The sequence below is a fragment of the Rhodococcus sp. 852002-51564_SCH6189132-a genome, from assembly GCF_001665495.1.
Classification (GTDB): Bacteria; Actinomycetota; Actinomycetes; order Mycobacteriales; family Mycobacteriaceae; genus Rhodococcus; species Rhodococcus pyridinivorans.
The window spans coordinates 1-22,872 of sequence record NZ_LZMJ01000028.1 but is presented as its reverse complement, the minus strand read 5'-3'; the positions used below and the strand labels follow the sequence as shown (position 1 = coordinate 22,872).

The window sequence follows — 22,872 nt, the reverse complement described above, 5'->3', positions numbered from 1 at the left end:
CCGTCCAGCTGGTACAGTAACGACGGTTCGATTCCTCTCTCGCGAAAGTTCGATATCCGTGGCGACATCTGTGCCTGTTTCGGAACCCACCGTGACGAAGGCGGCTCCTCGGGACTGGGTCGCGCTCGCGGTACTGATGCTTCCGGTGCTGCTCGTGTCGGTCGACAACACCGTCCTGGCCTTCGCGCTGCCCGGGATCTCCTCCGCGCTGCAGCCCACCGCTGCGCAACAGTTGTGGATCATCGACATCTACCCGCTGGTGCTCGCAGGTCTGCTGGTGGCGATGGGCAGCTTCGGCGACCGCATCGGGCGACGCCGCCTGTTGCTCATCGGCGCGACCGGATTCGCCGTCGTCTCGGTCGCTGCGGCCTACGCACCTTCCGCGGAACTGCTCGTGACCGCCCGCGGTGCACTCGGCTTCTTCGGGGCCATGCTCATGCCGTCCACGCTGTCGTTGCTGCGCAACATCTTTCTCGATGCCACTCAGCGCCGTCTCGCCATCGCGATCTGGGCCTCGTGTTTCGCGGCGGGCGCTGCACTCGGGCCGATCATGGGCGGATTCCTGCTCGAACATGCCTGGTGGGGCTCGGTCTTCCTGTTGGCCGTGCCGGTGCTGATCCCGCTGCTCGTGCTCGCGCCGATGTTCGTCCCCGAGTCGAAGGACCCGAATCCGGGCCGCATCGACATCGTGAGCATCGCGCTGTCACTGCTGACCCTTGCGCCGATCGTCTTCGCGATCAAGAAGATCGCCGACAGTGGCCTCGGTGCCGTCGCCGTCGTTCCGGCCGTGGTCGGTGTGGTCGCGCTCGTCGCGTTCGTGCGCCGGCAGTTGCAGCGCCCGAACCCCATGCTCGACGTCCGTCTGTTCCGCGTGCCCACCTTCTCCGGTGCCGTCGCGGTGAACCTACTGTCCGTCGTCTCCCTCGTGGGCTTCCTGTTCTTCGTGTCCCAGCATCTGCAACTCGTGATCGGACAGAGCCCGATGGAGGCCGGACTGAGCCTGGTCCCGGGACTGGCGGTGATGGTCGTGGCCGGGATGTCGGTCGTCGCGGTCGTGCGGTGGGTGCAGCCGTCGTCGATCATCGTCTGCGCGCTCCTGCTCTCGGCGACCGGCTACGCGCTGGTGTTCCTGCTCGCCTCACCGTCGGCGCTCACCCCGATCATCGTGGCGTTCGCGGTCCTCGGCGCGGGTATCGGTGCGGCGGAGACGCTGTCGAACGACCTCATCGTGTCGAGTGTCCCGCCCGCGAAGGCCGGTGCCGCGTCGGCGGTGTCGGAGACGGCCTACGAGATGGGTGCCGTGCTCGGTACGGCGATCCTCGGGTCGGTGCTCTCCGCGTCCTACACTGCGCATCTCCTGCTCCCTGCCGGGTTGAGCACGGAACAGTCGGAGGTTGCTCGGGAGACGCTCGGCGGCGCCCACGCCGTGGCCGGGAACCTGCCCGCCGACCGGGCCGACGCGTTGCTCGCCGCAGCAGGATCGGCGTTCGACAGCGGCGTCACGATCACCTCCGGGATCGGGGTGGTCCTCATGATCGCCTCCGCCGGAATCGCGTGGCTCACGTTGCGCCCCCGCAGTGACGTAGCACCCCACACGGAATCCGACATCGTTTAAATTTGCAGAATGCGGAAACTGGTGTGGGCGCTCGTCGCCGTCGTGGTCGTGGCGCTGCTCGGCTTCTTCGTCGCCCCATGGGTATACGGGACGTTCATCGCCGAGGACGACGCGCCCGCCGCGTCCGTCTCGACCGAAGGTGCCGAAGCCGCGACCGGTGAGCTCGACGGGGAGTGGACCGTCGTCGAGGGTGCCGAACCCAACCGCACCGCCGCCGGCTACACGGTGCACGAGATCCTGCGCGGGGCCGACGTCACCGTGGTGGGCAGCACCGATCGGGTCTCCGGTTCGGCGACCATCACCGACGGCACCCTCGAGGCCGCCGAGGTCGTCGTGCAGGTCGAGGGCATCACCACCGACAGTGGCCAGCGCGACGGCCAGTTTCGCACTCGGGTGATGGACACCGCGGCGCACCCGACGGCGACGTTCGCCCTCACCGAGCCCGTGGATCTGACGTCCCTGCCCGACGACGGCAGCATCGGTTCCGTCACCGCGACCGGCACGCTCACCCTGCGCGGCGCCGAACGGCCCGTGACCGTCGACGTCGACGTCCTGCGCACGGGTGAGCGTCTCGTGGCGTCGGGGAGCATCCCCACCACCTGGACCGATTACGGCGTGGAGCCGCCGAACCTCGGATTCGTGACGGTCGACGGCGCGGGCAGCGTCGACTTCCTCGTCACGTTCGAGCAGAACTGACGTTCTCGGTCTCCTCCTCGTGGGTCTGTTTCGGCGCCCAGCCGGGCGGGCCGAAGGCGTAACCGAGCTTGTCGCGGAACGTCCCGGCCGTACGCCAGTCGCGGGCGATCGCCCGGTACTCGTGCGTCTGCAGGTCCCAGATGTTGTACGTGCCGACGGGCTTGGTGAGCCCGTAGGTGGGCCGGTGGTCCTCGGCCTTGAAGGTGCCGAACATCCGGTCCCAGATGATGAGGATGCCCGCGTAGTTGCGGTCGAGGTAGTCGGGATCGGAGCCGTGGTGCACCCGATGGTGCGAGGGCGTGTTGAACACGAATTCGATCGGGCGGGGGAGCGTGCCGACCCGCTCGGTGTGTACGAAGAACTGGTAGACGAGGCTGACGGAGAAGCCGACGAAGACCATCCACGGTGGGATGCCGATCAGGGGGAGCGGCAGCCACATGATGATCTCGCCGCTGTTGTTCCACTTCTGGCGCAGCGCGGTCGCGTAGTTGAAGTACTCGCTCGAGTGGTGCGCCTGGTGGGTCGCCCAGACCAGGCGGACGCGGTGCGCCATCCGGTGGTACCAGTACCAGAGGACGTCGATGCCGACGAGCAGGATCACCCACGTGTACCAGGCGTCGGCGGGCAGGTGCCAGGGTGCGACGTAGACCCACAGTGCCGAATATCCGACGAGGGCCAGCACCTTCCATGCGGCGCTCGTGACGATGGAGACCAGACCCATCGAGATGCTCGCGCGTGCGTCCCGCTTCTCGTAGCCGCCGCGCGGGGGGCGGGTGCGTCCGTCGGGGCCCGGCTCGACGTGTTCGAGGGTGCGGGCCGCGATCCATTCGAGGATCAGGAAGGTGAGGAAGGCGGGAATCGCCAGGGTCACCGGATCGTGGAGGGGGTCGAGCAGCGACCCCCACGATTCCTGCAGGGTTTCCCACATCGCAACGACCTCCGATAGCTGTGAACAACCGTCCACATTACCGCTGGTGTGGCTTGCATCACCAGGGCCCTCGAATCGGGACCCGGGTGGCGACTCGCGTCCTCACGATTCCGGGTGGTTCGGTATTGCTGGTAGGAATTGACCCGTCCCGTCGAGACGGGCCGGCCGACGACATCAGGCAGCGCGAGAGGCATGGCATGCACATCACCGCGAGGGTCGACTACGCCGTGCGGACCCTGCTCGAACTCGCGGCGATCGAGGACGGTCGCCTGACGAAGGCGGAGACCCTCGCGACGGCGCAGACCATCCCGCACAAGTTCCTCGAGGCCGTTCTCGCCGACCTGCGTCGCGGTGGGTTGGTGAACAGCCGGCGGGGACCGGAGGGCGGTTACTGGCTCGCGCGACCCGCGACCGAGATCTCCATTGCCGACATCATCCGCACGGTCGAGGGCCCGCTGGCGTCGGTGCGTGGCGAGCGGCCCGAGGACGTCGTCTACAGCGGGGCGGCCGAACGGCTGCAGGACGTGTGGATCGCGGTGCGTGTGAACCTGCGCGCCGTGCTCGAAGAGGTATCGCTCGCGGATGTCGTCACGGGAGACCTCCCCGGTTTCGTAGAGGATCTTACGAAGGATCCGGGCGCCTGGGAGCGTCGCCGGGTGTGAAGCCCGCGATAGGCCGGGAACGCCTGTGGGCGATGTCATAAATTTGCATGACTCTGCAAACTTACAGAACTCTGCAAAATCAGTAACCTGGATGGAGTGACCATCACTCCCGGCCTGCGCGACCGCAAGAAGGCGGCCACTCGTGCGGCTCTCGCGACCGCCGCGGCCGAACTCGCTCGTGAACACGGTCTGGCCGCCGTGACGGCCGATGCGATCGCAGCGCGCGCGGGTGTCTCGACCCGCACCTTCCACAACTACTTCGCGAGCAAGGAAGACGCCGTCCTCGCGTATCTCGAGACTCGGGTCGAGGAGTGGATCGACCTGCTGCGCGATCGTCCCGCCGACGAGGACATCATGGATTCGCTGCTCACGGTGGCCCTGGACGTCGTGCAGAACCCCGACTGGCCGTTCGGCGAGATCGTCGCGTGCATCACCCTGCTCGAGGAGAGCAACGTGCTGTTGTCCCGGCAGATCGAGGTCGAGCGGCGTTCGTCGCAGTTGCTCGTCGAGATCATCGCCGAACGCACCGGCACCGACCCCGATGCCGACCTGTACCCCTCGCTGCTGAACTACGCCGCCATGGGCGCCGTGCGCGCGGCCATGGAGACACACGCGACCGGGACGACGGACCGGTCGGTCGAAGAGCTCATCCGCGAGGCGTTCGACCAGCTCCGACGCGGATTCTCCTGATTCCGGACCTCTGCCCGTTCCGACCATCCGACCCCACCAGGATCTTCCGACATAGAAAGGGTGCCCCGTGGCGACCTACCTGTACCGGCTGGGCAAGTTCGCCCACCGACGGAAGGGCGCAGTGCTGTCCTTCTGGATCGCGCTGCTCGTGCTCTTCGGGGTCGGTGCAGCAACCCTGTCCGGGCCCACCACGGACGCGTTCACGCTTCCGGGCACCCCCGCGCAGAAGACCCAGGACCTCATGGCGGAGCGGTTCCCGTCGACCGAAGATCCGATGAACGGGCTCAGCGCGCGTTACGTCTTCGCCGCGCCCGACGGGCAGACGCTCGACGACCCCGAGAACCTGGCCGCCGTCGACGAGGTCCTCGCCGCGGTCCGCGGCATCGACCGCGTCTCGCCGCCCGCCAAGGTCGACCCCGCCACCGCCTCGCCGGAGGAACAGGCCGGCGCGCTGGTCAACCCGGTCCTCGCCGACGCCGGTCTCGTCGAGCAGATGAAGGCCGTCGCCGCGCAGCAGGGCACCTCCGAAGAGGCTGCGCTGTCCGACGCCCAGGCCCTGTCGCCGCTGAGCGCCGACCGCACCGTCGGCTTCGTCACCGTCCCGTTCGAGGGCGAGATCACCGACGTCGACCAGGCCCTGCGCGACCAGATCTTCGACGCCGCCGAGATCGGCCGTGACGCCGGCCTGACCGTCGAGGTCAGCGGTACGGCTGCCGCCGAGATGGGCATGCCCGGTGGCACCGCCGAACTCATCGGCATCGGCATCGCCGCGATCGTGCTCACCCTGACCTTCGGCTCGCTCGTCGCCGCCGGACTTCCGCTGGTCACCGCACTCGTCGGCGTCGGCATCGGCAGCCTCGGCATCACCATCGCCTCCGGCTTCGCCGACCTCAGCTCGATGACCCCGACGCTGGCGGTCATGATCGGTCTGGCCGTGGCGATCGACTACTCGCTGTTCATCGTCTCGCGCTTCCGGCACGAACTCACCATCACCTCTGATCGCACCGAGGCCGCCGGCCGTGCCGTGGGCACCGCCGGTTCCGCGGTCGTCTTCGCCGGCCTGACGGTCATCATCGCCCTCATGGCGCTGAGCGTCGTCGGCATCCCGTTCCTGTCGGTCATGGGTTACGCTGCCGCGTTCACGGTGCTCATGGCCGTGCTCATCGCCGTGTCGCTGCTGCCCGCCGTGCTCGGACTGTTCGGGGAGAAGGCCTTCGCCGGCCGCATCCCGTTCCTGAACAAGCGCGGTTCCGACGACGACACCCCCAAGGCGGGCGCCAAGTTCGTCGGCCTGATCACGCGACGCCCGGCCATCCCGCTCATCGCCGGTGTGGTCCTCCTCGGTGCGCTCGCGCTGCCCGCCACCGGACTGAACCTCGCCCTGCCGTCGGAGGCCACCGCCGACCCGGCGACCAGCGCCCGCAAGGCCTACGACCTGGTCGACGAGGGATTCGGTCCCGGACGCAACGGCCCGCTGGTCGTCGTCGTCGACACCCAGAACGCCGACGTGGAGGCCCCAGTCGCGTTCGGGGCCGTCGTCGGCAAGCTGTACGAGAACGACGAGGTCGTCAACGCCCAGATCGTCGCGGTGAACGAGGCGGGAGACACCGCCCAGATCCTCGTCACTCCGCGCAGCGGCCCGACCGATCCCGCGACGATGGACCTCGTCCAGAGCATCCGCGACGGCGAGACCGAGCTGAACGAGGAGTTCGGCCTGTCCTACGGCGTGACCGGCCAGACCGCGCTCGAGGGCGACGTCTCCGACAGCCTCCAGAGCGCACTGGCTCCGTACCTCGCGGTCGTCGTCGGCCTCGCCTTCATCCTGCTGATGCTGGTGTTCCGCTCGATCCTGGTGCCGCTCACCGCAACCCTCGGCTTCCTGCTCAGCGTCCTGGCGACCTTCGGTGCCACCGTCGCGGTCTTCCAGGAGGGCTGGGGCGGCCTGATCGCCAACCCGCAGCCCATCGTGAGCTTCATGCCGATCATCCTCATCGGCGTCGTCTTCGGTCTTGCGATGGACTACCAAGTGTTCCTGGTGACGCGTATGCGTGAGGACTACGTCCACGGCGCGAGCGCACTCGAGGCCGTCCGCAGCGGCTTCGCACACGGCGCGCGCGTGGTGAGCGCAGCGGCGATCATCATGATCTCGGTGTTCGCGGCGTTCATCGCCGAACCGGACTCGCTGATCAAGTCGATCGGTTTCGCACTCGCCGCGGCGGTCTTCTTCGACGCCTTCATCGTCCGCATGGTCATCATCCCGTCGGTGATGGCGCTACTCGGCGACAAGGCGTGGTGGCTGCCGAAGTGGCTCGACCGGATCCTTCCGAACGTCGACGTCGAGGGCGAGAAGCTCACCCGCGAGCTCGGTGCCACCGAGCCCGCACCGGAATCCGCACGCGTGTGACGAACCCCCGGGCGGCCACGTACCCGCCGCGGTGGGGGGCCGCCCGGATGGATCGTGAAGATTGCTGCAGGGAGTCGCAGGTAGCGTAATGCCCATGTTGCTACGGCTGTTGCGCCGCTTCATGGCGCCCTATCGGGGTGCCCTCGCGGGGGTCGTACTCCTGCAGCTGGTCGCGACCGGGGGCATGTTGCTGCTCCCGAGTCTCAACGCCGACATCATCGACAACGGCGTGGCGACCGGGGACATCGATTACATCGTCCGGACCGGTCTGCTGATGCTCGTCATCAGCGCCGTCGAGGTCGGCGCCGCGACCGGTGCCGTCTACTTCGCGGCGCGCGCCGCGATGGGCTTCGGCCGCGACGTGCGGCTCGCGCTCGTCCGGAATGTGGGGCGGTTCTCGGCGCGCGAGTTCGGGACGTTCGGTGCCCCGTCGCTGATCACCCGCAACACCAACGACGTGCAGCAGGTTCAGATGCTCGTGCTGATGACCTGCACCATCGTCGTGACCTCCCCGATCATGGGGATCGGTGGCGTCATCATGGCGATCCGCCAGGACCCCGGCACCTCGCTCGTGCTGGTCGTCGCCGTCCCGGTGCTGATCTTCACCATGGCCGCGCTCATCGCGCTCATGCTGCCCGGCTTCCGGGTCATGCAGAAGCGCATCGACTCTGTGAATCGGGTGTTGCGCGAGCAGATCACCGGCATCCGCGTGATCAGGGCATTCGTGCGCGACGAAACCGAGAAGGCCCGCTTCGACGGCGCCAACGACGACCTCACCGCCACCGCCTTGCGCGTCGGCCGCGTGAACTCCGTGCTGTACCCGGCGGTGCTGCTGATCTCGAATGTGAGCACCGTCGGCGTCCTGTGGGTGGGCGCCCACCGTATCGACTCCGGTGCGATGCAGGTCGGCTCCATCACCGCGATGATCACCTACATCGCCCAGATCCTCATGGCCGTGCTCATGACGTCGTTCGTCGCGATCATGGCTCCGCGCGCCGCGGTCTGCGCCGAGCGCATCCTCGACGTGCTCGACACCGAACCGACGGTGTCTTCGCCCGCCGAACCGGTCCGCGAACTCCCGACCCGCGTCACCCTCGAACTCCGCAATGCCGGTTTCTCGTATCCCGGTGCCGACGCTCCCGTGCTCAGCGGGGTGTCGTTCCGCGCCGACCCCGGTTCCACCACCGCGATCATCGGCGGCACCGGATCGGGCAAGAGCACCATGATGCGCCTCGTGCCGCGGCTCATCGACGTCACCGCCGGGCAGGTGCTCGTCGCGGGTGTCGACGTCCGGGCGCTCGACACCGACGTGCTGCGCTCGCGCATCGCCGTCGTGCCGCAAAAGGCCTACCTGTTCTCCGGCACCATCGCCGACAACCTCCGGTACGGACGCGCCGACGCCACCGACGACGAACTGTGGCACGCCCTCGAGGTCGCGCAGGCCGCCGACTTCGTCCACAAGACCGAGGACGGACTGAACACGGTCCTCTCCCAGGGCGGCACCACGGTCTCCGGCGGGCAGCGGCAGCGCCTCGCGATCGCTCGCGCCCTCGTCCGCCGGCCCGCCATCTACCTGTTCGACGACGCCTTCTCCGCACTCGACCCGGCGACCGACGCCCGCCTGCGCGCGGCGCTCGAACCCGAGACGCGCGACGCGTGCGTGCTCATCGTCGCGCAGCGGGTCTCCACCGTGCAGGACGCCGACCGCATCGTCGTCCTCGACAACGGCGTCATGGTCGATTCCGGGACGCATCTCGGTCTGCTCGGCCGGTGCCGGACGTACTCGGAGATCGTCGAGTCGCAGAGGATGGCCACGATATGACGACTCCGGAAGCGGCGGCACCGTCGCGTCTGCGCACCGTCCGCCGGGTGCTCGGCCTGCTCCACCCGCACCGCTACGCCGTCTACTCGGTGCTGCTCTCCGCCTTCCTCGGCGTCGTGAGCATGTCGGTGGCGCCCTTCGTGCTCGGCCGCGGCACCGACGTCATCTTCGACGGGGTGGTGGGCATGCAGTTCCCCGCCGGACAGACCAAGGAAGAAGCCGTCGCCGGTCTGCGCGCCGAGGGCCGCGACCAGTTCGCCGACATGGTCTCGGGGATGGACGTGGTGCCCGGACTCGGCATCGACTTCTCGGCCCTCGGCCGGATCCTCGTCATCGTCCTGGCGCTGTACCTGCTCTCGTCCGGTCTGATCTGGGTCGCCGCCTACGGCCTCAACGAGATCGTGCAGCGCGTCGTGCGCGACATGCGGTCGCGGATCGAACGCAAGATCCACCGGTTGCCGCTGCGGTACTTCGACACGCATTCGCGCGGCGACCTGCTCAGCCGCGTCACCAACGACATCGACAACGTCGCGGCGGGCATGCAGGAGTCCATCTCCCAGCTCGTCCTCGCGGTGCTGACGCTGCTCGGTCTCGTGGTGATGATGCTGTTCATCTCGCCGATGCTCGCGCTCGTCGCGATCCTGACCGTTCCGGCGTCGGTCGTGGCGACGGCAGTGATCGCGCGTCGCTCGCGCAAGCACTTCCTCGCGCAGTGGGAGACGACCGGCAAGCTCAACGGGCAGATCGAGGAAGCCTTCACCGGGCACGAGCTCATCACCGCCTACAGCCGGACCGCGGAGGTGCAGCGACGCTTCACCGACACCAACGAGTCGCTGTACCAGGCCTCCTACCGCGCGCAGTTCGTGTCCGGACTGGTGATGCCGTTCGTGACCTTCCTCGGCAACGTCGGCTATGTCGTCATCGCCGTGCTCGGTGGTCTGCGGATCGCGTCGGGCACCGCGACGCTCGGTGAGATCCAGGCGATGATCCAGTACTCGCGTCAGCTCGTGCAGCCGCTCGCGCAGATCGGCGCGATGGTCAACCTCCTGCAGTCGGCGTCGGCGTCGGCCGAGCGGGTGTTCGCGGTGCTCGACGAACCGGAGGAGGAACCGGAGGTCGCGGCGCCGACGATGCCGTGGAGCCGGCACGGACTCGTCGAGTTCGAGAACGTCGCCTTCTCGTACACCCCCGATCGGCCGCTCATCGAGAACCTGTCGTTGCGGGCCGAACCGGGTCAGATGATCGCGATCGTCGGACCCACGGGCGCCGGCAAGACCACCCTCATCAACCTGATCCTGCGCTTCTACGAGGTCGACGCGGGCCGGATCCTCGTCGACGGCGTGGACATCCGTTCGATGTCCCGCGACGAACTGCGCTCGCGCATCGGCATCGTCCTGCAGGACACCTGGCTGTTCGGCGGCACCATCCGCGAGAACATCGCCTACGGCAATCCGTACGCCACCGAGAACCAGATCATGTCCGCGGCCAGGATGAGTTACGTCGACCGTTTCGTGCGGGCCCTGCCCGACGGCTACGACACGATCATCGACGAGGAGAACGACGGCAACCTCAGCGCCGGTGAGCGTCAGCTCATCACGATCGCGCGGGCGTTCGTGTCCAAGCCGTCGATCCTCATCCTCGACGAGGCGACGAGCTCGGTCGACACCCGCACCGAACTGCTCGTCCAGCAGGCCACCGCGCGATTGCGCGACGACCGCACCAGCTTCGTCATCGCTCACCGCCTGTCGACCATCCGGAACGCCGACCGCATCGTGGTGATGGAGGACGGACGGATCGTCGAACAGGGCACCCACGAGGGGCTGCTCGAGGCGGCCGGTGCGTACGCGAGGCTGTACGACGCGCAGTTCAAGGCACTCGTGGAGTGAACGCGGGAGACTTCGGCGCGGCCTGATACAAAACATTCCGTCCTCGCGGGCGGGACGGGACACTTCTGGCCATGACGGAGGTGCGGACAACAGCGGTACGGTCACCTCTCGATCTCCTGCGCTCTGCGCGACCGGGGGTCTCCGTGCGATCTGGACGGCCGGGGGTCTTCCGGGTCGACGAGACCACACCGGCGGGGCGGATCATGCAGCATCTGCGACGTGGGGGACCGGCGACGCGCACGATGCTCGCCGATTTCACGGGCCTGTCGGCGTCGACGGTCAACCGGGCGGTGACGTCGTTGCTCGAGCACGGGTTGCTGCGCGACCGCCCCGATCTCGCTCCGCGGGGACGGGTGGGACGGCCGCACGTGCCGGTGGAGGTGGACACCGAACGGGGTTTCCTCGCCGGTATCCATCTGGGGGAGCGGGAGACCCGGGTGGTTTCCGGCGACCTGCTCGGACGGGAACTGCACCGGACGACCTTCGCGACACCGGCGTCGGTGTTCGACGTCTTCGCCGCGATCGGTGCGGCGCTGCGGGTGCACGAGTCCCACCAGCGAGGCAGGCAGCCGCTGTGGGCAGGGCTCGCGGTGGGTGGTCTGTACGACGAGCACCGAGGGGCGCTCGACCACCCGCGACTGGGCTGGTGCGAAGCGCCCGTGGACGTGTTGTTCCGGGCGATCGTGCCCACGCCGTACACGGTCGTTCCGTACGTGGAGGCGGTCGCGGAGGTCGAATACCGCCGGTGCGAGAGCGCCTTCCGGCGACGACCCGAGAGCTGGCTGTATCTGTGTGCGGAGGAATCGATCTCGATGGCGTGGCTCGTGGACGGCCTCGCACGGTCCTCGGCCGACGACATCGAATCGTTCTGTGCTGTACTCGAACCGGGGAGTGCCGGTGGCACCGACCCGTCGCCGAACCAGGCGGTGCTCCTCGGCCGTGCGGTCGCGCTGGTGCGCGACGTCGTCAATCCCGACGTGGTGACCGTCGGTGGTGAGCTGTTCACCCGACATGGACGGGAGCGCGAGGACGTGTCCGACGGTTACCGGCAGCAGTCGTCGTACAACGATGTGCCGCTGCGGTTCTCGGAAGCCGATGACGATCTGCGGTCGGCGGCGGCGCTCGGTGCGGCGTCGCGGGTGATGTATGTCGACCCGATCGGCGCGATGCAGGCGCGGTGAGACGACAAGGTCTGGCGCATGCCGCTGACCGAGGTGGGGCGTCAGGCCGCTCCCGTTTCGGAAGGTCGGATTCCGGGAGGTCAGTGCAGCACTTCGCGCGCGGTGCGACGGACCGCATCGGTCAGCGCGTCGAGCACGGGGGAGTCCAGCCGCCACCGCTGCCAGTACAGCGGCACGGCGATCGGGTCGTCCGGGGCCATGCTCACGAGATCGGTCGTGTCGGCGACCATCGCGTCGGGGAGCATGGCCCAGCCCAACCCCAGCCGCGCGGCCTCGACGAATTCGAGGGCGCCCGGAACGTAGTTGCGCGGCGGATTCAGCCGCCGCCGGGTCCGCTTGCGGACGAAGCGATCCTGCATGTCGTCCTTGCGGTCGAAGGTGAGCATCGGGGCCTCCCGCAGTTCGGTGGGGGTCATGCCCTCGGGGAACCAGCGTTCGGCGAAGTCCACGCTCGCCATCGCGTGATAGCGCATGGCGCCGAGCTTCTCGGACGTGCAGCCCTGCACGGGTTCGGGGACGGAGGTGACCGCTGCCATGGCGGTTCCGTCGCGCAACAGATCCGTGGAGTGGAACTCGTCCTCGCGGTGCAGTTCGAACAGGGCTCGGTAGCGCACGGGCATCCGGGCCAGGGCGCGCAGCATCCAGGTGGACATCGAGTCGGCGTTGACGACGAGCGGGATCGTGGCGTAACTCCCGGTGTCGGCGCCGAGACCGAGTTCCTCGGAGGCGTCTTGCTCCAGCCGCGCGACCTGCCGGGCGAGCCGCATCACCACTTCGCCGGCCGCGGTCGCGCTGACGGGCCGGGTCCGTCGCAGCAGTACCTGACCGACGTGTTGTTCGAGCGACTTGATGCGTTGGCTCACCGCGGACGGTGTGACGCGAAGAACAGCCGCCGCACCCTCGAAAGTGCCCTCGTCCAATACCGTTGCAAAAGTGCGAAGTTGAGCGAAGTCGAGATCCACATTAAGAAACTCTAATGCAGGTACAGCAAAATCAACTGTTCTTATCTCGACAGGATTCCTAGCGTCGATGCCATGTCACTCGTCGTCGCCGGATTCGTCACAGGTCTGTCCCTCATCGCCGCCATCGGTGCGCAGAATGCCTTCGTCCTGCGCATGGCGATCGCGCGACGATTCGTGCTGCCTGTGATCGCGATCTGCGTGATCTCCGACGCCGTGCTCATCACCGCGGGCATCGCCGGGATCGCGACGATCCTCGACCGCGCTCCCGGCGCGATCGACGTGATCCGTTGGGCGGGTGCCGCTTTCCTCATCTGCTACGGACTCTTCGCGGCACGTCGCGCGCTGAAGCCGTCGGCACTGTCCGCCGCCCCGGGCGGTGCCGTCACCATCGGCGCGGCCCTGCTGACCTGTCTGGCGCTGACCTGGCTCAACCCGCACACCTATCTCGACACCGTGCTCATGCTCGGTTCGGTGGCCAACCACTACGGCAGCCCCGGCCGGTGGTGGTTCGGTGCCGGGGCGATCACCGCGAGCGTCGTGTGGTTCGCCGCCCTCGGGTACGGGGCCCGCTATCTGCGCGCCTGGTTCGCCAAGCCGTCCTCGTGGCGCATCCTCGACGGTGGCGTCGCGGTCCTGATGCTCGGCCTCGGTGCCGGACTCGTCGCCTCGTCCTGATCACTCATCTGCGTCCCGTGGGGGCGCGGTCGGGCTCGAGATGGCTGAACACCACGACACCGGGCAGCGCCTCGGCGAGATCGGCCTCGATGCGGTCGAGCAGGTCGTGCCCGGCCCGCACCGTCCAGTCGCCCGGCACCCGCACGACGAGGTAGACGAAGCGCTGACGTCCCGACTCGCGGGTGCGCGGCGGCAGGATCGTCACCACCCCCGGTTCCCGATAGCGGTCGAGGACGGCGTTCACCGCCGTCACGTCCTCCGGGGGAAGAACCGCGTCGAGCATGCCGACGACCGCCTGCCGCACGAGGCCGAAACCGATCCGCAGGATGTTCAGGGCGACGAGGATCGCCACGATCGGGTCGAGCACGTCCCACCCGGACAGCGCGACCAGCGCGACGCCGACGAGCACGCCCGCCGACGTCCACACGTCCGTCAGCAGGTGTTTCCCGTCGGCGACCAGCGTGATCGACCGGTGTGCCCGACCCTGCCGGATGAGCAGCAGACCGACCACGAGATTGAGCGCCGACGATCCGGCCGACAGGAGGAGACCGAGTCCGACCTCGGTCACCGGCTGCGGTGAGATCAGGCGCTCGACCGAGGTCCACAGGATCACCGTCGCGGCGGCGAAGACCATGGTGCCCTCGACCGCGGCGGAGAGGTACTCGGCCTTCCCGTGCCCGAAATCGTGGTTCGCATCGGCCGGCTTCGCGGCGAGACGTAGCGCCGCGAGACCGACGAGCGCCGCGACGAGGTTGACCCCGGATTCGAGTGCGTCCGACAACAGACCCACGGATCCGGTGATCCACGCCGCCGATGCCTTCAGCAGCATCGTCGCGAGCGCGGTCGCCACCGACAACAGCATGAACCGCATCAACAGGCGGTGCTGCTGCGCAGAGGGCACCACCGGTCAGCGCTTGACGAGCGTGAGTTGCATCCCGGTGAGTTCGGTGGCCGTCAGCGCGACGTAGTCGTACTTCGGGGTGGGAACCCACGGCGACAGTCCGAGGGCGTCGATCCGCGCCGCGTCGTCGAAGCTCCGCAGGATCCGGGCGTGTCCGTGCAGCACGACGCTCCATGCGGAGTCCTCGCGGATCTCGTCCACCTCGAAGGCCACCTGCGGGTGCACCGCCAGTTCGGAGAGCTTGCTGCCCTCACCGCTGCGGAAGTACACCGTGCGATCGTCGGTGACGTAGTTGACGGGATAGATCTCCGGTCGTCCGCCGACGACGGTGACGAGGCGGCCCACCTTGCCCGTCGCGAGCAGGTCCCAGCACTGGTCCTCGTCGAGGGGGACGACAGGATCGTCGGTGTTCGGGTTGTCGCGCATCGCGTTCACTCCTCCGGTTCCGCTGCCGTATCCAGCACATCACGAACCGGCTTCCGGCGCAGTGGAACGCTCCGCCGGTTACGGTGAAACCGGCCGTCAGGACCGTGTTCGCCCGATCCGCCGAGAGCAGCCCGAACGAGGAGTGCCGATGTCCGCACAGGCTCCCGCGACCACCTCGAGTTGGCACACCCGCGCCGCGACCGACGTCGCCGAGGCGTTCGAGGTCGATCCGCAACGAGGACTGAGCGCGGACGAGGTCGAACGACGCCGCGGCGAGTACGGCCCGAACCTGCTCGACGAGGCGAAGAAGGTGCCGACCTGGCGACGCGTGCTGTCGCTGCTGGCCGACAGGATGACCCTCGTTCTGGTCGTCGCGGCGGTGGTCAGCGCCACCGTCTCCCGTGAGTGGGAGACCCCCGTCGTCATCTTCGCGGTGATCGCGCTCAACACCGTGCTGAACTACGTGCAGGAATCCCGGGCCGAGAGCAGCCTCGCTGCGTTGAAGAAGATGTCGGTGTCCACCAGCCGGCTGCTGCGCGACGGTCGCGGGACGGAGGTGCCGCGCGCCGAACTCGTCCCCGGAGACGTGGTGCTCCTCGAGGCCGGCGACACCGTCCCGGCCGACGGCCGACTCGTCACCGCCGTCCGGCTGCAGGTCGCCGAGGCCGCCCTCACCGGCGAATCCCAGCCCGTCGACAAACAGGTCGACGTCGTCGACGATCCCGACGCACCGCTCGGCGACCGCACCGACATGCTGTTCATGAACACCGAGGTCACACGCGGACGTGCCGCGATGATCGTCACCGGAACGGGCATGCGCACCGAGATGGGAGCCATCGCAACCCTTCTCGGAGCGGCAGGTGTCGAACAGACGCCGCTGCAACGACGCATCGGCCAGCTCGCCCAGGCCCTGACGATCATCGCGATCGTGACGGTGGCGCTGGTGTTCGTCCTCGGACTGCTGCGGGGGCAGACCTGGTCGGATCTCCTCGTCACCGCGGTGTCGCTGGCGGTCGCGACGATCCCCGAAGGGCTCACGGCCGTCGTCGCCTTCACCCTGGCGATGGGAGCCTCACGCCTCGCGGCCCGCGGCGCGATCGTCAAACGACTCGCCGCGGTCGAGACACTCGGCAGCACCACCCACATCTGCACCGACAAGACCGGCACCCTCACCCTCAACGAGATGACGGTGCAGCGACTGCTCGTCGCGGGTCGTGCCTTCCGCGTCACCGGCACCGGGTACGGAACCGACGGCAAGATCCTTGTCGGCGACGGCCTGCCCGCACCGGACTTCACGGACGCACTGCTCGGGATGGGACTGTGCAACGACGCGACCGTGCGCAACGGAATACTGGTCGGCGATCCCACCGAGGGCGCCCTCGTGGTGCTCGCCGAGAAGGGCGGCATCGACGTCGAGGGTGCGCGGGCCGCGCTGAACCGCATCGCGGAGGTGCCGTTCGACTCGGACTACAAGTACATGGCCACCTTCCACACCCTGCCGAACGGCGGATACCGCTGTTTCGTGAAAGGTGCACCGGGTGTGCTCCTCGACCGTGCCACCTCGATCGCCGGTCCCGACGGTCCGATTCCACTCGACGACGACGGTCGCGCGAGGATCCACCGGGCCGTGGAGGCGCTCGCGTCGGAAGGTCTGCGAACTCTCATGATCGCCGGGCGCGACCTCGACGCCGTTCCCCGCGGCGACACCGATGCCCTGCAGGAGAAGGTGGCCGACCTGACGATCCACGCGATCGTCGGCATCGTCGACCCGCCGCGGACCGAAGCCGAGGATGCGATCGCCGTCGCCCACGAGGCGGGCATCTCGGTGCACATGATCACCGGCGACCATCTGGTGACGGCCTCCGCGATCGCCGAGGAACTCGGAATCCGAGGGTCGGCTGCCTCCGGTGCGGATCTCGACAAACTCACCGACGACGAACTGCGCCGGAGGGCAAAGGAATTCGGTGTCCTCGCCCGCGTGGCGCCCCAACACAAGATCAGGTTCGTCGAAGCGCTGCAGGCCGACGGGCAGATCGTCGCGATGACGGGCGACGGCGTCAACGACGCTCCCGCGCTCGAACAATCCGACATCGGTGTGGCCATGGGCATCACGGGAACCGACGTCTCCAAGGGCGCCGCGGACATGATCCTCACCGACGACAACTTCGCGACCATCGTCGCCGCCGTGGCCGAGGGACGCGGAATCTACGACAACATCATCAAATTCGTGAAGTTCCAGCTCACCACGGCGTGGGGCTTCGTCCTGATCTTCCTGACGGCCGGTGTGCTCGGCCTCGCGGGTGGCGCGCCCTTCAGCGCACTGCAGATCCTGTGGGTGAACATCATCATGGACGGACCGCCGGCGCTCGCGCTCGGTGTCGACCCGACCGCCCCCGACGCGATGCGGCGACGACCGCGGCCCGCGAACGAGGCGCTGCTCGAACGCTCCCGGGTCCAGCGCATCCTCGGCCTCGGCATCGTGATGACGGTGGGCACGATCGCGGTCCTGCACTTCGGGCCGGAACTGTTCCCCGACAGTGCATCCGACCCGTTGTTCGCCACCACTCTCGCGTTCACGACATTCGTCTTCTACCAGGTGTTCAACCTGTTCAACGTGCGCTCGGATCTCGGATCGGTGTTCTCGGCGCAGACGTTCACCAACCACACCATCTGGATCGCGATCGGCGCCGTCGTCGTCCTTCAGATCTGCGTCGTGCAACTCGGCGCCCTGCAGGGATTCATGGACACCACCTCGCTCACCTCCGAGCAGTGGCTGCTCGCGGTCGCCGTCGGCTCGTCCGTGCTGTGGGTGGACGAGATCGGCAAGTTCGTCGCCAGGAGGATCGAGGCGCGCAGGGCCGAGCGGGCGGATACGACCTTCCTCACCTGACGATCGGGAGATGGCGGAACTCACGTCGCCGCGGGGAGAAGTGTGAGGCCGGACTGCCCCAGAATGGAGGCTGCCCCCGCGTCGCTCCCCCAGCGCGCCCGCGTCCCGGCCCGCACGACCTCCGGCTCCGGGACCCTCGACAGATCGAAGGTTTCCTCACCGATGACGACCACGGCTTCCGGCCGCCCACTCGACGATCCTGCCCACACCGACTCCGGACATCCCGCGCGCACGCTCGTGATGTGGGCGCTCGCCCTCGGTGGGTTCGGGATCGGAACCACCGAGTTCGTCGCCATGGGGTTGCTCCCCGAGATCGCGACGAGCATCGGGGTCTCCGAACCCACCGCGGGCCACGTCGTCTCCGCCTACGCGGCCGGTGTCGTCGTCGGTGCCCCGCTCATCGCGACGATCGCCGCCCGCGTGCCGCGCAAGACACTGCTGGTCGCGCTGATGGTCGCGTTCACCCTCGGGAACGCCGCCACGGTGCTGGCCCCGAACTACGGTCTGCTCGTCGTCTCCCGCTTCGTCGCCGGCCTGCCGCACGGCGCGTACTTCGGGGTCGCCGCACTGGTCGCGGCGCACCTCGCCGGACCCGGTCGCCGCGCGCGGGCGGTGTCGCTGGTGATGATGGGGCTGTCGGTGGCGAACGTCGTCGGGGTGCCCGCTGCCTCGTGGCTCGGCATGGCGCTGGGCTGGCGCGCGGCGTTCGTGCTGGTCGCGGTGATCGGAGTGGCCACCATCGTCGCTCTCGCCGCCTGGGTGCCGACACTGTCGATACCGACGACCAGCGTGCGGGTCGAACTCGGGGCGTTGAAGAGCAGCACCGTCTGGCTCACGCTCGCCGTGGCCGTCATCGGCTTCGGTGGTGTGTTCGCGGTGTACACCTACATCAGCACCACGCTGACCGACGTCGCCGGAGTGTCGAGATCGCTGGTGCCGGTCGCGCTGATGCTCTTCGGCGTGGGCATGGTCGTCGGCAATGCCATCGGTGGTTGCGTCGCCGACCGCGGTGTGATCCCCGGCGTCTACGCGTCGATCACCTCGCTCGCGGTGCTGCTCGCGCTGTTCGTCGCCGCAGCCCACAACCCGTGGACCGCCTTCGTGATGGTCTTCGGCCTGGGTGTCGGATGCGCCGCGGTGGGCCCGGCCCTGCAGGTGCGGTTGATGGACGTCGCCGAGGACGCCCAGACGCTCGCGGCGTCGCTGCACCACGCCGCGTTCAACCTGGCCAACGCGTTCGGTGCGTGGATCGGCGGGATCGTGATCGCGGCCGGGTTCGGCTACACCGCTCCCGCCGCGGTCGGTGTGCTGCTGGCGCTCGCCGGTGTCGCCGTGTTCGCGATCTCCGTCCGCCGCCGCGAGAAGGCCGCACCTTCCCGACGTGATTGGATACGGAAGTGACCGATTCCAGCATTCCGACCCCGCCCGATCCCTTCTTCACGGTCGGAGCGCGTCTCGACAACGGACTCGGCCGCACGGGCACGATCCACACCCCGCACGGAGACATCCGCACCCCGGCCTTCGTCCCGGTGGGCACGAAGGCGACCGTCAAGGCGGTGCTGCCCGAGACGATGGCCGAGCTCGGCTCGCAGGCGCTGCTCGCCAACGCCTACCACCTCTACCTGCAGCCCGGCTCCGACATCGTCGACGAGGCCGGCGGGCTCGGGAAGTTCATGAACTGGCCCGGTCCGACCTTCACCGACAGCGGCGGCTTCCAGGTCATGTCGCTCGGAGCCGGGTTCAAGAAGGTCATCGCGATGGAGTCCGTCGGTGTCCAGAACGACGACGTCATCGCCAAGGGCAAGGAGCGGCTCGCCCACGTCGACGACGACGGGGTGACCTTCAAATCGCACCTCGACGGGTCGCGGCACCGGTTCACCCCCGAGGTGTCGATGCGTATCCAGCACGAGCTCGGCGCCGACATCATGTTCGCCTTCGATGAGCTCACGACCCTCATGAACACCCGCGGCTACCAGGAACGCTCCCTCGAACGGACCCAGGCGTGGGCGGTGCGGTGCATCGCCGAGCACGAGAAGCTCACCGCCGAACGCGCTCGCCGCCCCTACCAGGCGTTGTTCGGCGTCGTGCAGGGCGCGCAGTACGAGGACCTGCGACGACAGGCATGCCGGGGCCTCGAGTCCATCGTCGGCGAGACCGGCCGCGGATTCGACGGCTACGGCATCGGCGGTGCGCTCGAGAAGCACAATCTCGGCACGATCGTGCGGTGGTGCACCGAGGAGCTGCCCGAGCACAAGCCGCGACACCTGTTGGGCATCAGCGAACCCGACGACATCTTCGTCGCGGTCGAGCACGGCGTCGACACCTTCGACTGCGTCAATCCGTCGCGGGTCGCGCGCAACGCCGCGATCTACCACCCCGACGGCCGGTTCAACATCAACACCAGCCGTCACCGGCGCGACTTCACGCCGATCGACGAGAACTGCGACTGCTACACCTGCCGGAACTACACGCGCGCGTACATTCACCACCTGTTCAAGGCGAAGGAGATGCTCGCCTCGACGTTGTGCACGATCCACAACGAACGGTTCACGGTGCGCCTCGTCGACGACATCCGGGCGAACATGGAGAACGGCACGCTTGCCGAGTTCAAGGCCGAGACGCTCGGCCGGTTCTACGCGAGCCGGCGTCGGGCCTGAGTCGTCAGGGCGTGAGTCGTCAGGCGTAGGAGGGTTCGCGCTTCTTGACGTACGCGATCACGCGGTAGGTCACCGGGAGCACGACGATCTCGACCAGCGTCTTCCACAGGAACCCGACGATCACGAAGTTGACGAAGTCGGCCCAGGTCGTGATGCCGATGGCCCCTGCGGCGATCGAGCAGAAGATGAGGGTGTCGGCGAACTCGCCGACGACGGTCGACCCGATCAGCCGCGCCCACAGGTGCTTCTCCCGGGTGCGTTCCTTGATGCGGACGAGCACGTACGAGTTGAGCAACTGCCCGACCGCGTACCCGGCGAGCCCGGCGATCAACATCCGGGGCACCACACCGAGGACGTTCTCGAAGGACTCCTGACCGGCGTAGAAGTCGGCCGGGGGCAGCTGCTGCGTGATCCAGAAGCACAGCGCGGACAGCGCGACCGCCCCGAAGCCGTAGAAGACGGCGCGGCGGGTGGCCGCGAAGCCGTACACCTCGCTGAGCACGTCGCCGAGGATGTAGGCGAGGGGGAACAGGAAGAACCCGCCGTCGGTGATGATCGGCAGGATCTGCAGCGGCCCGACGGTGAGTTCGGAGCCGGTGAAGAACGCGATGCCCTTCGTCGCGGAGATGTTGGAGATCATCAGCACCGCGGTGAACAGCACGACGATCCCCGTGTACGGGCTGCGTCCCACGCGCGCGAAGGCGGCGTGGTCGAAGAGGGCGGGGGAGGTGTTCGATCCGTGCTCGGTCACCCGGACATCCAAGCATCTCCGCGGGGTGATCACGAAGTTGCGGACCGTCTGTACGTGCGCGAACACCCCATATGCGACGAACGGGTCCCGTCCTGACGAGGACGGGACCCGGAGCGCACGGGAGATCAGGACTTACGTACCCGGGTGCCGCCGGCGAACTTGTCGTGGAAACCCTGCTTGTTGCCGTCCTGCTCGATGGTGACCGCGATACCGATGTATGCGGCGAGCGACAGCAGACCGGCGAGGAAGCCCAGCAGCGGGACGCCGGTGAGGATCTGCAGCGCGACGAAGGCGTTGCGCTTGGCGGCCTGCTCGAGGGTGGGGTTACCACCGGTAGGGCCGGCCACCGACAAGCCGAGGAGCTTCTTGCCGATGGTCGCGCCCCGAGCGGACTCCATGTACGTCCAGTAGCCGAAGGCGACGACACCGCTGACGACCGTCATGAAGAAGTCCACGAAACCGCTTCCACCGCTCGCGAGGATCATGATCGCGCTCAGGATCCCCATGGGGATACCAACGATGAGGCCGTCGATGATGCGGGCGCCGAGACGCGGGAGCAGTTCCCCCGGGGTGCCGGCACCGGAATTCGGATCCGGGCCGGGGAATCCCGGGCCGCCGAACCCACCGTCCTGCGGCGCCCCGTACGGGGGTGCACCGTACTGAGGAGCGCCGAACTGGGGCGCACCGAATTGGGGCGTTCCGTTCTGCGGGGTTCCGTGCTGAGGAGCGCCGTACTGGGGGCCACCGTTCTGGGGCGCGCCGTACTGCGGGAACTGCTGGGTGTAATCGGGCGGGGTGGCGCCGTACGAGGGGGCGCCGGGATGAGCGCCCGTCGCCCGAGGATCCTGCTGAGGGGGTGGATAGCCACCAGTGGTCACTTATGTCTCCCTTGTCGCGATCGGCATGGCAACGCGCCACGGTACAGCGTGCCGTGGCGCGTCGGTAGATATGCCTACGGATGCGACGGGGAGGGTCCCGCCGGGGTTGTGTCAGGCCGCTACGGGACCACCCGTGGTGACCCGGTAGGCGTACGTGACGGCGATGATCGACACCGGCACGGTGACCAGCAGGCCGATCAGGCACAACAGGGCACCGAGGAGATTGATGCCGAGCAGTGCGAGGGCGAGCAACACCAGCGTTCCCGCATTCGATTTGACGGCATTGAAGCTCGACTTGATCGCGGTGACGGCATCCTGATTGCGATCGATGACGAACTGCATCGTCCACCACGCGAAGAACGCGAACACCAGGCCCGGGAGGATGCACAGCACGAGACCGATCGACGTGCCGATGCCCACGAGCAGACCTGCGAGGATGACCGCACCGATCGGGCCGATCTGGAGGAACGTCCCGAAAGCGGGGCGCTGTCCGTCGGTTTCGGCCAGCGCCCCGCGCACGAAGGCGGCCTGGATCAGGTATCCGACGATCGCCGAGACGATGCTGCCGATGGCGCTCAGGAAGGTGAAGTCCGTCGCCTCACCGGTGAAGTCGAACCCGTTGAAGATGCCGCTGATCAGGCCCTGGATGACGAACGCGGCAAGCATGAAGACGATCCACACGCCGGCGTTACCGCTGAACTTCGACCAGCCGTAGGAGATCGCGTCGCCGACATTCAGCTGATTCGGAGGCGGACCACCGAAGCTCCCGGCGCCGTACGCACCCGGAGGGGGCGGGTAGTCACCACCCGACGGGGGAGGCGGATAGTTCCCCGGCGGCGGGTAGTTGC

General features: G+C 68.1%; 19 protein-coding genes. 12 read left to right on the top strand and 7 right to left on the bottom strand.

Annotation, left to right across the window (positions count from 1 at the left end; translation table 11 throughout):
- Nucleotides 1-70 precede the first annotated feature (70 nt).
- Together A5767_RS05540 and A5767_RS05535 are read left to right on the top strand one after the other, a co-directional pair.
- Nucleotides 71-1,615 (top strand): MFS transporter, encoded by a 1,545-nt coding sequence (locus A5767_RS05540; RefSeq protein ID WP_156665129.1) that lies wholly within the window; start codon nt 71-73, stop codon nt 1,613-1,615.
- Between the two features lie 9 nt (nt 1,616-1,624).
- Complete coding sequence (locus tag A5767_RS05535) at nt 1,625-2,311, top strand: YceI family protein (RefSeq protein ID WP_064851856.1); 687 nt, start codon at nt 1,625-1,627, stop codon at nt 2,309-2,311.
- Here the strand turns inward: A5767_RS05535 and A5767_RS05530 are convergent.
- Complete coding sequence (locus tag A5767_RS05530; RefSeq protein ID WP_006552530.1) at nt 2,292-3,239, bottom strand: sterol desaturase family protein; 948 nt, start codon at nt 3,237-3,239, stop codon at nt 2,292-2,294. The genes A5767_RS05535 and A5767_RS05530 overlap by 20 nt on opposite strands.
- A gap of 197 nt (nt 3,240-3,436) precedes the next feature.
- Between A5767_RS05530 and A5767_RS05525 the strand changes: the two genes are divergently transcribed.
- The 6 genes from A5767_RS05525 to A5767_RS05500 all read left to right on the top strand — a co-directional run bounded on the left by A5767_RS05525 (nt 3,437) and on the right by A5767_RS05500 (nt 11,884).
- Nucleotides 3,437-3,901 carry an RrF2 family transcriptional regulator gene (locus A5767_RS05525; protein WP_019290305.1) on the top strand — a complete coding sequence of 155 codons (465 nt, stop codon included), beginning with the start codon at nt 3,437-3,439 and terminating at the stop codon, nt 3,899-3,901.
- Between the two features lie 96 nt (nt 3,902-3,997).
- Nucleotides 3,998-4,591 carry an acyl-CoA-like ligand-binding transcription factor gene (locus A5767_RS05520; RefSeq protein WP_006552528.1) on the top strand — a complete coding sequence of 198 codons (594 nt, stop codon included), beginning with the start codon at nt 3,998-4,000 and terminating at the stop codon, nt 4,589-4,591.
- Nucleotides 4,592-4,658: 67 nt separating this feature from the next.
- Complete coding sequence (locus A5767_RS05515) at nt 4,659-6,995, top strand: MMPL family transporter (protein ID WP_006552527.1); 2,337 nt, start codon at nt 4,659-4,661, stop codon at nt 6,993-6,995.
- Nucleotides 6,996-7,089: 94 nt separating this feature from the next.
- Nucleotides 7,090-8,817 (top strand): ABC transporter ATP-binding protein, encoded by a 1,728-nt coding sequence (locus tag A5767_RS05510; protein ID WP_006552526.1) that lies wholly within the window; start codon nt 7,090-7,092, stop codon nt 8,815-8,817.
- The gene (locus A5767_RS05505) at nt 8,814-10,703 is read left to right on the top strand and encodes an ABC transporter ATP-binding protein (protein WP_006552525.1); all 1,890 of its coding nucleotides are present in this window, start codon (nt 8,814-8,816) and stop codon (nt 10,701-10,703) included. The genes A5767_RS05510 and A5767_RS05505 overlap by 4 nt, the downstream gene beginning before the upstream one ends.
- 203 nt (nt 10,704-10,906) lie before the next feature.
- On the top strand, nt 10,907-11,884 hold the full coding sequence (locus A5767_RS05500) for a MarR family transcriptional regulator (protein ID WP_033097944.1): 978 nt from the start codon (nt 10,907-10,909) through the stop codon (nt 11,882-11,884).
- Nucleotides 11,885-11,964: 80 nt separating this feature from the next.
- Here the strand turns inward: A5767_RS05500 and A5767_RS05495 are convergent, their stop codons facing one another.
- On the bottom strand, nt 11,965-12,846 hold the full coding sequence (locus A5767_RS05495; protein WP_082331804.1) for a LysR family transcriptional regulator ArgP: 882 nt from the start codon (nt 12,844-12,846) through the stop codon (nt 11,965-11,967).
- Between the two features lie 72 nt (nt 12,847-12,918).
- Here A5767_RS05495 and A5767_RS05490 point away from each other — a divergent pair, with 72 nt between their 5' ends.
- The gene (locus A5767_RS05490; RefSeq protein WP_064851855.1) at nt 12,919-13,521 is read left to right on the top strand and encodes a LysE/ArgO family amino acid transporter; all 603 of its coding nucleotides are present in this window, start codon (nt 12,919-12,921) and stop codon (nt 13,519-13,521) included.
- Nucleotides 13,522-13,525: 4 nt separating this feature from the next.
- Here A5767_RS05490 and A5767_RS05485 read toward each other — a convergent pair whose 3' ends face one another.
- Both A5767_RS05485 and A5767_RS05480 read right to left on the bottom strand, forming a co-directional pair.
- A complete protein-coding gene (locus A5767_RS05485) occupies nt 13,526-14,392 on the bottom strand; it encodes a cation diffusion facilitator family transporter (protein ID WP_170318520.1) in 867 nt (288 codons plus the stop codon).
- 36 nt (nt 14,393-14,428) lie between these two features.
- On the bottom strand, nt 14,429-14,848 hold the full coding sequence (locus tag A5767_RS05480) for a pyridoxamine 5'-phosphate oxidase family protein (RefSeq protein ID WP_064851864.1): 420 nt from the start codon (nt 14,846-14,848) through the stop codon (nt 14,429-14,431).
- A gap of 148 nt (nt 14,849-14,996) precedes the next feature.
- Here A5767_RS05480 and A5767_RS05475 point away from each other — a divergent pair, with 148 nt between their 5' ends.
- The 3 genes from A5767_RS05475 (at nt 14,997) to tgt (ending at nt 20,395) form a co-directional block, all read left to right on the top strand.
- On the top strand, nt 14,997-17,738 hold the full coding sequence (locus tag A5767_RS05475) for a calcium-translocating P-type ATPase, PMCA-type (protein WP_064851863.1): 2,742 nt from the start codon (nt 14,997-14,999) through the stop codon (nt 17,736-17,738).
- 162 nt (nt 17,739-17,900) lie between these two features.
- Nucleotides 17,901-19,139 carry an MFS transporter gene (locus A5767_RS05470; RefSeq protein WP_064851854.1) on the top strand — a complete coding sequence of 413 codons (1,239 nt, stop codon included), beginning with the start codon at nt 17,901-17,903 and terminating at the stop codon, nt 19,137-19,139.
- Complete coding sequence (gene tgt / locus A5767_RS05465; RefSeq protein ID WP_006552517.1) at nt 19,136-20,395, top strand: tRNA guanosine(34) transglycosylase Tgt; 1,260 nt, start codon at nt 19,136-19,138, stop codon at nt 20,393-20,395. Before A5767_RS05470 ends, tgt begins: the two co-directional genes overlap by 4 nt.
- Nucleotides 20,396-20,414: 19 nt before the next feature.
- Here tgt and A5767_RS05460 read toward each other — a convergent pair whose 3' ends face one another.
- From A5767_RS05460 to A5767_RS05450, 3 genes are all read right to left on the bottom strand, one after another.
- The gene (locus tag A5767_RS05460) at nt 20,415-21,146 is read right to left on the bottom strand and encodes a queuosine precursor transporter (RefSeq protein ID WP_033097971.1); all 732 of its coding nucleotides are present in this window, start codon (nt 21,144-21,146) and stop codon (nt 20,415-20,417) included.
- Nucleotides 21,147-21,271: 125 nt separating this feature from the next.
- Nucleotides 21,272-22,024 carry an RDD family protein gene (locus A5767_RS05455; protein WP_064851853.1) on the bottom strand — a complete coding sequence of 251 codons (753 nt, stop codon included), beginning with the start codon at nt 22,022-22,024 and terminating at the stop codon, nt 21,272-21,274.
- A gap of 111 nt (nt 22,025-22,135) precedes the next feature.
- On the bottom strand, nt 22,136-22,872 hold a 737-nt coding region (locus A5767_RS05450), incomplete at its 5' end, for a hypothetical protein (protein WP_231913126.1).

What these genes read in the sequence shown, in the direction of transcription:
- A5767_RS05535 (WP_064851856.1), top strand. Translation starts at nt 1,625, where the DNA reads ATGCGGAAACTGGTGTGGGCGCTCGTCGCCGTCGTGGTCGTGGCGCTG.
- A5767_RS05530 (WP_006552530.1), bottom strand. Translation starts at nt 3,239, where the DNA reads ATGTGGGAAACCCTGCAGGAATCGTGGGGGTCGCTGCTCGACCCCCTC.
- A5767_RS05525 (WP_019290305.1), top strand. Translation starts at nt 3,437, where the DNA reads ATGCACATCACCGCGAGGGTCGACTACGCCGTGCGGACCCTGCTCGAA.
- A5767_RS05510 (WP_006552526.1), top strand. Translation starts at nt 7,090, where the DNA reads ATGTTGCTACGGCTGTTGCGCCGCTTCATGGCGCCCTATCGGGGTGCC.
- A5767_RS05505 (WP_006552525.1), top strand. Translation starts at nt 8,814, where the DNA reads ATGACGACTCCGGAAGCGGCGGCACCGTCGCGTCTGCGCACCGTCCGC.
- A5767_RS05500 (WP_033097944.1), top strand. Translation starts at nt 10,907, where the DNA reads ATGCAGCATCTGCGACGTGGGGGACCGGCGACGCGCACGATGCTCGCC.
- A5767_RS05490 (WP_064851855.1), top strand. Translation starts at nt 12,919, where the DNA reads ATGTCACTCGTCGTCGCCGGATTCGTCACAGGTCTGTCCCTCATCGCC.
- A5767_RS05485 (WP_170318520.1), bottom strand. Translation starts at nt 14,392, where the DNA reads ATGCGGTTCATGCTGTTGTCGGTGGCGACCGCGCTCGCGACGATGCTG.
- A5767_RS05480 (WP_064851864.1), bottom strand. Translation starts at nt 14,848, where the DNA reads ATGCGCGACAACCCGAACACCGACGATCCTGTCGTCCCCCTCGACGAG.
- A5767_RS05475 (WP_064851863.1), top strand. Translation starts at nt 14,997, where the DNA reads ATGTCCGCACAGGCTCCCGCGACCACCTCGAGTTGGCACACCCGCGCC.
- A5767_RS05470 (WP_064851854.1), top strand. Translation starts at nt 17,901, where the DNA reads ATGACGACCACGGCTTCCGGCCGCCCACTCGACGATCCTGCCCACACC.